Source organism: Achromobacter sp. (genome assembly GCF_036567245.1).
Classification (GTDB): Bacteria; Pseudomonadota; Gammaproteobacteria; order Burkholderiales; family Burkholderiaceae_B; genus Achromobacter.
In genome coordinates this window covers 1-10,524 of the sequence record NZ_DATCUY010000475.1, presented here as the reverse complement: position 1 = coordinate 10,524, position 10,524 = coordinate 1, and the positions used below count along the sequence as shown (strand labels likewise).

Annotated in this window: 13 protein-coding genes; 9 read left to right on the top strand and 4 right to left on the bottom strand. The window is 65.8% G+C overall.

Annotated features, from left to right (window positions below; all coding sequences use genetic code 11):
- Together VIR09_RS20160 and VIR09_RS20155 are read left to right on the top strand one after the other, a co-directional pair.
- A partial coding sequence (locus VIR09_RS20160; protein ID WP_332014468.1) for an amidase occupies nucleotides 1-1,194 on the top strand: 1,194 nt, incomplete at its 5' end.
- A 29-nt stretch (nucleotides 1,195-1,223) separates the two neighbouring features.
- A complete protein-coding gene (locus VIR09_RS20155; protein WP_332014467.1) occupies nucleotides 1,224-1,625 on the top strand; it encodes an ectoine synthase in 402 nt (133 codons plus the stop codon).
- 31 nt (nucleotides 1,626-1,656) lie between these two features.
- Here VIR09_RS20155 and VIR09_RS20150 read toward each other — a convergent pair whose 3' ends face one another.
- From VIR09_RS20150 to VIR09_RS20140, 3 genes are all read right to left on the bottom strand, one after another.
- Nucleotides 1,657-2,331: a GntR family transcriptional regulator gene (locus VIR09_RS20150; protein ID WP_332014466.1), complete on the bottom strand. Its 675-nt coding sequence runs from the start codon at nucleotides 2,329-2,331 to the stop codon at nucleotides 1,657-1,659.
- Nucleotides 2,332-2,384: 53 nt separating this feature from the next.
- The gene (locus VIR09_RS20145; protein WP_332014465.1) at nucleotides 2,385-3,230 is read right to left on the bottom strand and encodes an urea carboxylase-associated family protein; all 846 of its coding nucleotides are present in this window, start codon (nucleotides 3,228-3,230) and stop codon (nucleotides 2,385-2,387) included.
- Nucleotides 3,231-3,326: 96 nt separating this feature from the next.
- Entirely contained in the window at nucleotides 3,327-4,250 is a 924-nt protein-coding gene (locus VIR09_RS20140; RefSeq protein WP_332014464.1) for a LysR family transcriptional regulator, read from the bottom strand.
- A gap of 164 nt (nucleotides 4,251-4,414) precedes the next feature.
- Between VIR09_RS20140 and VIR09_RS20135 the strand changes: the two genes are divergently transcribed.
- Together VIR09_RS20135 and VIR09_RS20130 are read left to right on the top strand one after the other, a co-directional pair.
- Nucleotides 4,415-4,897 (top strand): VOC family protein, encoded by a 483-nt coding sequence (locus VIR09_RS20135; protein ID WP_332014463.1) that lies wholly within the window; start codon nucleotides 4,415-4,417, stop codon nucleotides 4,895-4,897.
- 17 nt (nucleotides 4,898-4,914) lie between these two features.
- On the top strand, nucleotides 4,915-5,589 hold the full coding sequence (locus VIR09_RS20130) for a flavin reductase family protein (RefSeq protein WP_332014462.1): 675 nt from the start codon (nucleotides 4,915-4,917) through the stop codon (nucleotides 5,587-5,589).
- An 18-nt stretch (nucleotides 5,590-5,607) separates the two neighbouring features.
- Here VIR09_RS20130 and VIR09_RS20125 read toward each other — a convergent pair whose 3' ends face one another.
- Nucleotides 5,608-6,540, bottom strand: a complete 933-nt coding sequence (locus VIR09_RS20125; protein ID WP_332014461.1) for a LysR substrate-binding domain-containing protein — start codon at nucleotides 6,538-6,540, stop codon at nucleotides 5,608-5,610.
- Between the two features lie 171 nt (nucleotides 6,541-6,711).
- Between VIR09_RS20125 and VIR09_RS20120 the strand changes: the two genes are divergently transcribed.
- The 5 genes from VIR09_RS20120 to VIR09_RS20100 all read left to right on the top strand — a co-directional run.
- Nucleotides 6,712-7,623, top strand: a complete 912-nt coding sequence (locus VIR09_RS20120) for an amino acid ABC transporter substrate-binding protein (protein WP_332014460.1) — start codon at nucleotides 6,712-6,714, stop codon at nucleotides 7,621-7,623.
- Nucleotides 7,624-7,716: 93 nt separating this feature from the next.
- Entirely contained in the window at nucleotides 7,717-8,463 is a 747-nt protein-coding gene (locus VIR09_RS20115; RefSeq protein ID WP_207467139.1) for an amino acid ABC transporter permease, read from the top strand.
- 9 nt (nucleotides 8,464-8,472) lie between these two features.
- Entirely contained in the window at nucleotides 8,473-9,162 is a 690-nt protein-coding gene (locus VIR09_RS20110) for an amino acid ABC transporter permease (protein WP_013390797.1), read from the top strand.
- 57 nt (nucleotides 9,163-9,219) lie between these two features.
- A complete protein-coding gene (locus tag VIR09_RS20105; protein ID WP_332014469.1) occupies nucleotides 9,220-9,954 on the top strand; it encodes an amino acid ABC transporter ATP-binding protein in 735 nt (244 codons plus the stop codon).
- A gap of 5 nt (nucleotides 9,955-9,959) precedes the next feature.
- Nucleotides 9,960-10,524 (top strand): threonine aldolase family protein (locus VIR09_RS20100; protein ID WP_332014459.1); only part of this gene is annotated, 565 nt, incomplete at its 3' end.

Sequence of the window (10,524 nt, the reverse complement as noted above, 5' to 3'; positions counted from 1 at the left end):
GCTATAGCGCCGGATGACGAGCCGCTGGCCGGCATGGTACTGGGCGTGAAGGCTTGCTTCGACGTGCGCGGATGGACGACGCACGCGGGTTCACGGGTGCTGGCCGACGCGCCGGCCGCCAGGCAGGACGCTGCGCTGGTGCATGCGTTGCGGCGCGCGGGCGCAGTGCTGCTGGCGCAGAACAACATGACCGAATTCGCCTATGGCGCGCTGGGCCTGAATGCCTGCTATGGCACGCCGCTATCGCCGCTGATGGCCGACGAGCCCCGTGTCGCGGGCGGCTCCAGCAGCGGCGGCGCGGTGGCGGTGGCACTGGGCATGGTGAGCCTGGCTCTGGCCTCGGATACGAGCGGATCGGCGAGGATTCCGGCGGCATTCTGCGGCGTCGCCGGCTTCAAGCCGTCCCGCGGACGCTATGACGACGCGGGCATGATGTACCTGTCGCCCACCTTCGATGTGCCCGGCATCATCGCCGCGGACGCTGCACGGTGCCTGCTTGTGGATAAGGTGCTGGCGCCCTGGGATGCCGCCGAGCCTTCATCGGGCGTACACGGCGCGACGCCGCTGGCGAGCAAGGTGTTCGTGGTGCCGGACCACGTGGAGGATCTGCTGGAACCGGAAGTCAGGCGCGCCTTCGCCGGATGGCTGGAATGCCTGATGGATGCGGGCGCCGCGCTGCGCCGCGAACCCATGCCTTGCCTGGCGCTGGCCGGCAAGGCGGCGCGCGACGGCGGCATCATAGCGGCCGACGCGTATGCCTTGCATGCGTCCCGCTTGGCGACGGACGCAGCCCGCTACGATCCCCGCGTGGGGCCGCGCATGCTGTTGGGAGCGCAGGTGCCGGCGCATGCCTATATCGCGGCGCAAGGCCGGCTGGCCGACTTGCGGCGGGAGTACGACTGCGCCATCGCGGGCGCGGATGCGGTGCTGACGCCGACAGTGCCCATGCTGCCTCCACCGGTCGCCCGGCTGGACGACAACGACAGTTATCTGCGCGAGAACGGCCGGGCTTTCAGCCTGACGGAATTCGCCAATCGCCTGGACCTGCCCAGCATTTCCATACCGGGCGATCCGGCCGCGAAACAAGCGGTGGGGTTGATGGCGACCGGCCTGCGCGGCGGTGACCGGGCCTTGCTGCTGACCGCTGCGCAGATCGAAGACGCGCTCGGATCGGCCTCGCGCCGCCGGCATTGATTTTTTCCACCCATACGCGGATCTGATCCATGATAGTTATCCACAGCGACGACCTGACCGACACCGAACGCCACGCCCGGGGACCGGGCTGGGAGAGCAAGCGCATCATCGTCAAGCGCGACGGCATCGGGTATTCGGTGCACGAAACGCGAGTCTTCGAGGGCGCCGAGCTGCACCTGCACTACAAGCATCACTACGAGGCGAACTACTGCATGGAAGGCGAAGGCGAGGTGCTGGACGTAGCCACGGGCGCGACGCACGCTATACGCCCGGGCACCCTCTACGCGCTCGACAAGAACGACCAGCATGTGCTGCGGGCCGTGAAGGGAGACCTGCGCCTGGTCTGCGTCTTCAATCCGCCCTTGAGCGGACAGGAGACGCACCGGGCGGACGGCAGCTATGCCGAACCTGAAACGGAGGCGCGCGCATAGGCGCCTGTCCGTCGACCGCGTCCTGCGGTCCCTATTTGGCCTGCTGCTTGAGGCGGGTCAGCACGGCCATCAGCGTGCGTTCGGAATCGTCGAGATAGTCAGTGAGGGCTTGTGCGGCCAGGTCGCGCCGGCCCTCCACCAGCAGGCCGTGGATGCGGCGCTCGCGTTCGATCCAGTCGGGCGTCTGGATCAGGCTTTCGTCGACCTCGGACGCGAATACCAGGCGCAACTGCGCACAGAGCGTATGAAAGAACTCGTCCAGCAGGCGGCTGCCCAGCTGCGCGACGATGTGCTGGTGCACCTGCAGGCTCAGCGTGCCGACATTGCGCCATTTTTTCTTGGATAGCGCGCGCTCGGCGGCGTCAATGGCTGCAAGCATCTTGTCCAGCAAGGCGGGTTGCAACGGCAGGCTGCCGGCGATGGCCTGCAGTTCCAGGGCGCGGCGGGCCGCGTAGATCTCGCGCAGATCCTTGCGTTCCATGCGGCGCACCACGACTCCCTTGTGGCGGATGAACGTGGCGAGCCCTTCGCGGCCCAATTGATGCAGGACTTCACGGATCGTGTTGCGCGACGCGCCATAGTCAGCAGCCAGATCGACTTCGACCAGTTGCGTGCCGGGTGGCAGCTTGCCTTCCATGATGTCATCGCGCAGCTGGTGGCTGATGCGTTCGGCGATCGAGATTCCGCTGTCGCGTTCGGCGGGCATGATGGCATGGGCTCCTGGCAAGGCGCCGCGGCGTGGCCGGGCGCCTGTTGTTGTTATTTCCACTCGACCTTTTCAGGGTGCAGTCCGTGGACGCCCTTATACGGTGAAACCTCGGGCGGTGTCCAGCCTTGCAGCAGGGCGGAATCCAGCGCATAGACCTCCACGCCCAGGGGACGGCACACGTCGATGGGATCGCGCGCATCGGGGCCCCACATCGGCACGGACAGGTCGCCGCCGGGGCAGGTGGACAAGGCGCAGAGCAGGTCCATTTCGGCGAAGAACTCCAGATAGTCGCCCGGTTTGGCCGGACATGCCTTCATGAAGTACTTGTCGTCGTCGTTCAGCCCGGTGACCTGGAACACGTTGAGAACATCGTGGACATCGAATTCTGTCAGGCCATGCGGTGCCACGGCGCGCGTCAGGTTGGAATGGCAATGGAAGTGGAAGTCCTCGCCGCTGAGCAGCTTGTTGACGTAGGGATCGCAACGCGTGCCCAGCAGATCGTGTACCCGTCCGCCGTCGCTGTCCGTGCCGTAGCCGGCCAGCGTGTCATCGGTGATCGTGACCATGGGGCGCAGGTACGGCAGCGTGGACCAGATGCGGTCGTGGGTGCTCACATGCGCCTGTTGCAGCTGGCGGGTCCGGGATGCCCACATGCGTTCGCGCGGGTTGTGCAGGTTCCACATATTGAAGTCCGCGACTTGCGGGCCTTCAAGCGTGACGATGCGGAAGACATGGCCGGCGGGGACTTTCCAGGCGAAGCCGCTGCGGATGGGAACGACGTGCGATTCAACGAGTTTGCGTCGCGCCGGGTCGGCGACGAGTGTCCGGTAGAAATCCCGGTCCACATTCAATACCGAACCCTTGCTCATCTGGTACGCCGCGGGGTAATTCGACATGGCCTGCCTCCTGGAAACGCTCCTGGATCCAATGCCAGGATTGTTGAACAATTGTGAGGCAGTATACAGGAGAGGGAAAGGCCGGGAACCCTATTTTTACGGGGTCGAGGAAGCCTCCGCGGGCGTGCCGCAGACCTGCTTGATCGTCTGTCGCAGCCAGCGGTGCGCGGGGTCGCTGTCCAGCCGCGGCGGCCAGGCTTGCACCACGGTGACCGGGTGCATGGGCACCGGCACCTGGAACGCGCGCAGCTTCAGGCCCAGGCGTTCGACGCCGGGCATCAGGTTCTCGGGCATGGATGGCAGCACCAGGTCCGAATCGGCCAGGGCGAAGATCGCGGCATGGAAAGTGGGCGTGATCAGCGTGACGTGGCGCGCCAACCCAAGTTCGGCCAGGGTGTCGTCGATCGGGCCTTGCGCGCGACCACGGCGCGAGACGCTGACGTGGTCGTAGGCGCAGAAGCGCTGCGGGATGATGGGGGCCTTGAAGATCGGGTGTTCGTTGCGCGCCAGGCCGCAGAAGGCGGTGGTGAACAAGGTTTGCACCTTGATGTCGGCGCCGAACTTCTGGGAAGAACCGATGTAGAGGTCGGCATCGCCGCTGAGCGCGTCGGCGTCGTGATTGCCTTCGGAGACGAAACGCAGCACGGCGCGAGGCGCGTAGCGGCGCAGGTGCTCGCGCAGCCGGCCGCCGTAGCCGCCCACGAAAACGTCGTTGGCGCGCAAGGTGAAGACCCGCGTCAAGGTCGCCAGATTGACGTCTTCGCCGAAGGCGGTGAAGACGGCCTGCGCCTGTTCGATCACGTGGCGCAGCTGTTCGTGCAGCGCCAGCGCCCGAGGCGTGGGCGCCAGGCCGCGGCCGGAGCGCACCAGCACGGGGTCGCCGACGGCTTCACGGATGCGCGCCAGGCTGCGGCTCATGGCAGGCGTGCTCAGGTTCAGGCGGCGCGCCGCGCCGACGACGCTGCCTTCCTGGATCAGCACATCCAGGGTCAATAGCAGGTTCAGGTCTAGCGATTTCATGCGGCCTAGCATAGCGCGGCGGGTAAATCGGATGGGCGCTCCAGGATTGCGTCTGATGCACTTCTCGATTGCACCGGACGGCATTCCCCGGCGTTCGGGCCGGGACCAACATTCCAGCCTTGGCCGCGCGTGGGCGCAGGCCGATCAAAACCAAGGAGAGACAAATGGCGCTGGAAGTTCTGGAGCTGCATCATCACGCCGTGCGCATGCCGCTGGACAAGGTCGCGGCCATGGGGGCGTTCTATGGGGATGTATTGGGACTGGACACGGACCGGGGCCGCTGGGAGATTCCGGGCATTGCCGGGTACTTCCTGGACATGGGCAACGACTGCCAGATCCATCTGCTGGGCAGCGACGGTCCGTCGCCTTATTCCCAAGGCCCGGGCTGTGACCCTGTGGAAAACCACGTGGCGCTGGCGGTGCGCGATATCGCGGCGGCCGAGGCGGAACTGCAGCGCCTGGCCGTGGACTACTGGAAGCTGGACAACGTGGCAGCGCCGGAGCTCATGCAGCTGTTTTTGCGCGACCCGGTCGGCAACCTGATCGAGCTGCATCAGATCGGCCGCTGCCGCTGCAAGCGCAGCGACCGCGCCTTCGCCGACGCGAAGGCCGCGCAAGGCGCCGCGCCCAAGCAGGGCCAGGGCTGAGAGGCCTGGGATAAGCCATGTTCATCGATCTGAACGACTTGGCGGGCCCCGCCCGCTACAAGCTGCTGACCGCGGCGATCGTGCCGCGGCCCATCGCCTGGATCGTGTCGCGCGACGCCGAAGGGACGACGAACGTGGCGCCGTTCTCGTTCTTCAACCTGATGTCGGGCGATCCGCCGCTGATCTGCGTCGGCATCGGCGTGCGTGGCGATGCGCCCAAGGATACCGCGCGCAATATCGCCGAGCGCGGCGAGTTCACGGTCAGCCTGGTGTCCGCGCCGCAGGCAGGCCGGATGAATGTGACCGCGGTGGATTTTCCCCCCGGCGTGGACGAGTCCCGCGAAGCCGGCCTGGAGCTGGCGCCGTCGCGACGCATCGAGGTGCCATGGGTAGCGCAGTCGCCGGTGGCGTTCGAGTGCCGCGTGCATGAATTGATGCGCATCGACCGCCGCAGCCTGATCGTGGCGCACGTGGCGGCCATGCACGTGCGCGAGGACGTGGTTGCCGACCGGGAGCATCTGTATTTGGATGGCCCCGCGATGGACCTGCTGGCGCGCCTGCACAATCCGGGCTGGTATTGCCGGCCGCAGGCGGCCTTTCAGATGCCCCAGCTGACGCTGGCGCAATGGGAGGCGATGAAGCTGTCCGGCGAGGCCGGGCGCTATCTGGAGCAAGGCGCCGCAGAGCGCTGATGGCACAAGCGCGCGGCGTCACCGCCCCGATCGCGCTTTCAAGTCCCCCATCTCTTCCAGCATGAGCTGATGCGCATAGCGTGAAAACACGCTGACCAGCCGCGTGCGCGTGTGGTACGGCGGATAGAGCAGCGCCACCGTGACCGGCACGGCCGGGCTGAAGGGGCGGATCTCGACGTTGTGGGCGGTGTATTCCTCGCGCGCGGCCAGCGGGTTGATGAGCGCCACGCCCAGGCCCGCACCGACCAGGGCGCAGATGGACGAGCCCAGGCCGGCTTCGGCCACGGTCTGGCGTTCGACCTTGGCCGCCTTGAACACGGCGTCGATCTTTTCGCGCAGCGGCGTGCCGCTGGTGAATGCCACGAACGGCTCGCCGGCGAAGTCGGCGGGCTTGAGCTTCTTCAGCTTGGCCAGGCGATGCCCCTGGGGTACCACCGCCACGCAGCTCATGGTCAGCACCGGTTCGACCTGGATGCCGGGGGAATCGCCCGACAGCATGGCCAGGCCCGTATCGCAGAACCCCGAACTGATCCAGTTGTGCACCGTGCTGGCGTTGCCGGAATGGATGGACACCATGACATCCGGGTATTCCGTCTTGAAGGCGGCGACGATGCGCGCCAGCAGGCCTCCGGCCAGCCGCGGCATGGCGGCCACGCTCAGGCGGCTGGCGCTGAACGAGCGGATGCTGGCCGCCGCCGATTCCAGACCGGCCAGGCCGATGAAGGTCTTTTCCACCTCCTGGAAGAAGCGCGAGCCGTCCTGCGTCGGGCTCAGGCGGCTGCCATTGCGGTCGAACAAGGCGAACTGGGTAATGGCTTCCAATTGCGCAATTAAGCGGCTAACGTGCGGCTGCGAGGTGTGCACGCGCCGCGCGGCGGCAGTCATTGAGCCGGTCATCATGACGGCGCGGAACGCCTCGATGTGCCTCAGGCCCATCCGTGGAATGGCCATGTCAAATCCGTATAGAGGAATACTTGATTGGAACTGGATAAAACCATACCGCTAGTTGATACTTTTTGCCAGCCGCGGGGCTCATCGCGGGACGAGGCGGCTGTCAGCCTGGCTGGCGCCGTCGATCGTGAACATAAGCATGCGCCGCTCGAACGGCGCCAAGGGAATCAGATGAAAGCACTTGCTGCGATCTCCGCCGCCGTGGCCCTCTTGGGGGGCGCGGCCTCCGCCCACGCCGAAGGCCCCAGCCGCCTGGACAAGATCAAGGAAACCGGCGTGATCACGCTGGGCCACCCGGAGACCTCGGTCCCCTTCGCCTATCTCGACGGCAACCAGAAGCCGATCGGCTACACGGTGGAGATCTGCCAGGAAGTCGCCCAGTACGTGAAGGCCGCCCTGAAGCTGCCCAAGCTGGAGGTGCGCTACAACCCGACGACTTCCGCCACGCGCATTCCGCTGCTGGCCAACGGCACCATCGACCTGGAATGCGGCAACACCACCAACAACCTCGACCGTCACAAACTGGTGTCGTTCGCGCCCACGACCTTCGTGGCGCAGGTGGTGCTGGTGGCGCGCAAGGACGGCGGCGTGGACCCCAACAACCTGGAATCCTTCCGCGGCAAATCCATCGCAGCGCAGGCCGGCGGCCAGACCTTCCGGCTGATCTCGCAGTTGAACGCCAAGGGCAACCTGGGCATCACCATGGCGCCTACCAAGGACACCGCTGAAACCATACTGATGGTGGAGTCGGGCCGCGCCGCGGGTTCGGCCAACGATGACGGCATCGCCTACGGCGCGGTGGCTTCGTCGAAGAATCCCGACGCCTTCGTGATCGGCACCAAAGGCCTGGAAATGGCGCCCTACGGCATCATGGAGCCCAAGGACGATCCGGCCTTCAAGAAGGTGGTGGACGACGCGGTGCGCGATCTGATCAAGACGGGCAAGGTGGCCGCGATCTACGACAAGTACTTCAATGCGCCGATCCCGCCCAAGCAGATCAACCTGAAGTACCCGATGAGCGATGCCCTGAAGCGCGCGCTGGCCAATCCGACCGATTCCGGCGATCCCAAGGCGTACGAGTAAGCAGGCTGCGCGCGGGACGCCCGACGTCCCGCGCACTGCCGGGCAAGGACGCTGGCCGCCCGGCGCGGCCGGTGAGCTCATCAAGGGACGAGGATGAATTACAACTGGAGTTGGAGCGTCTTCCTGGAGATGTCGCCAGACGGCGTGCATACCTTCCTGGAGACGATCTTCATCGGCGTGGGCTGGACCTTGGCGTTGGCCCTTACCGCATGGGTGTTCTCGCTATTGTTCGGGGCGTGGCTGGGCGTGATGCGCACCGCCAGTTCGCGCCTGCTGAATGCGCTGGGCGCGACGTATGTGGAGGTGTTCCGCAACATCCCGCTGCTGGTGCAGATGTTCCTGTGGTATTTCGTGCTGCCCGAGCTGCTGCCGCATGCCTGGGGCCTGGCCATGAAGCAGATGCCGCAGCCCTGGGGCCAGTTCGTGCCGGCGGTGCTGTGCCTGGGATTCTACGGATCGGCGCGGGTCGCCGAACAGGTGCGCGCGGGCATACAGTCGCTGCCGCGCGGCCAGTTCCAGGCGGGCACCGCGCTGGGCCTGACCGAGACGCAGGTGTACCGCTACATCATCCTGCCCGAAGCCTTCCGCATCGTGTTGCCGCCCCTGACCTCCGAGTTCATGGGCACCATCAAGTATTCGTCGGTGGCGCTGACCATCGGCCTGCTGGAACTGACGGGACAGGCGCGTTCCATGCAGGAGTTCAGCTTCCACATCTTCGAGGCGTTCTCCGCGGCCACGGTGATCTATCTGATCATCAACGGCATAGTGGTGCTGGGCATGCGCCTGCTCGAGCGCCATGTCGCGGTTCCCGGACTGATCGGTTCGGCGAAAAGGCCCTAGGGTAGCGACATGGGCAAATTCGATTTCGATGTGATCTGGGCGGCGCTGCCCTATCTGTTCAAGACGGGCATGACGTTCACGCTGACGCTGACCGCGCTGGCGGGCGTGATGGGCCTGGCGCTGGGTACGCTGCTGGCGATGATGCGGCTGTCGCGCTTCAAGATACTGTCGGTGCCGGCGGGCATCTACGTCAACGTGATGCGTTCGATTCCGCTCTTGCTGGTGATCTTCTGGTTCTACTTCCTGGTGCCCTACATTGCCGCCTGGGTGGTGGGGTCGCCCACGCCGCTGCGCGTGGGGGCGTTCAATTCGGCCGTGATCACCTTCACGCTGTTCGAGGCCGCGTATTTCTGCGAGATCATGCGCGCCGGCATACAGTCGATTGCGCGCGGCCAGGTGTCGGCCAGCATGGCGCTGGGCCTGAACCACTGGCAGGGCATGCGCTACGTGGTGCTGCCGCAGGCCTTCCGCAACATGCTGCCGGCGCTGCTGACGCGCATCATCATCCTGTTCCAGGACACCTCGCTGGTGTATGTGCTGTCCTTGACCGACTTCCTCGGCGCGGCGGCCAAGATCGGCCAGCGCGACGGCCGGTTGGTGGAGCTCTATCTGTTCGTGGCGGTGGTGTATTTCGTGATCTGCTTCACGGCGTCCCGCCTGGTCAAGCTGCTGGAAAAGCGCACGCGAGTGCTGCGCTAGCGCAGCCCTTCCAGTTATCCACAGGTTCCAACAATGCAACTCTCTTCCCAGCCTCCGATGATAGCGATCAAGCAGGTCAGCAAGTGGTACGGCGACTTCCAGGTGCTGGACGATTGCTCCACCACCGTGGGCCGCGGCGAAGTCGTGGTGGTGTGCGGGCCGTCGGGCTCGGGCAAGTCCACGCTGATCAAGACCGTGAACGCGCTGGAGCCCTTCCAGAAGGGCGAGATCCAGGTCAACGGCATTTCGGTGGGCGATCCGCGCACCAATCTGCCCAAGCTGCGCGCGGTGGCCGGCATGGTGTTCCAGCACTTCGAGCTGTTCCCGCACCTGTCGGTGACCGAGAACCTGTGCCTGGGCCAGCTCAAGGTGCTCAAGCGCGGCAAGGACGAGGCCCGCCAGCGCGCGCTGTCACTGCTGGAGCGCGTGGGCCTGTCGGCGCACAAGGACAAGCATCCCGGCGAACTGTCGGGCGGCCAGCAGCAGCGCGTGGCGATTGCGCGCGCCTTGTCCATGGACCCGGTGGTCATGCTGTTCGACGAACCGACCTCGGCGCTGGATCCGGAGATGGTCAACGAGGTATTGGACGTGATGACCGACCTGGCCGCCGAAGGCATGACGATGATGGTGGTGACCCATGAAATGGGGTTTGCCCGCCGCGTCGCCGACCGTGTGATTTTCATGGACGGCGGCAAGATCGTGGAGGACTGCGACAAGGAGCAGTTCTTCGGCGATGTGGAGGAGCGTGCGCCGCGCACGCGCCAGTTTCTTTCCAAAATCCTGCAGCACTGACAGCCATGACCCAGACCCATCCCGCCGCTCCCCGCGCACCCGTCGACCTGCGCAGCGACACGGTCACCCATCCCACCGCGGCCATGTACGAGCGTATGCGCACCGCACCCATTGGCGATGACGGCCTGGACGGCGACCCCACCGTGCGCGAGCTCGAGGCATACGTGGCCATGCAATTGGGCAAGGAAGCCGGGCTGTTCGTGCCCAGCTGCACCATGGCCAACCTGCTGGCGGTGCTGGCGCAGACACAGCGCAATGAACAGGTCGTGCTGGAATCAGCCGCCCATATGTACACGTCCGAGCGCGGCGCGGCTACGTTCACCGGCTCGTTCTACCTGGGCGTGCCCGGTTCTGATGGCGCCATGGACCTGAACCGGCTGGAGGAGGCCTTGCAGTCCGGCGGCCACAGGCTGAAGACGGCGCTGGTGACCATGGAAACCTCGCACAACAACGCCGCTGGCGCGGTGCTGCCGCTGGATCACATGCAGGCGGTACACGGCATGGCGCGGGCGGCGGGCGCGCCGGTGCATCTGGATGGCGCGCGCCTGTACAACGCCGCCGTGGCGTTGG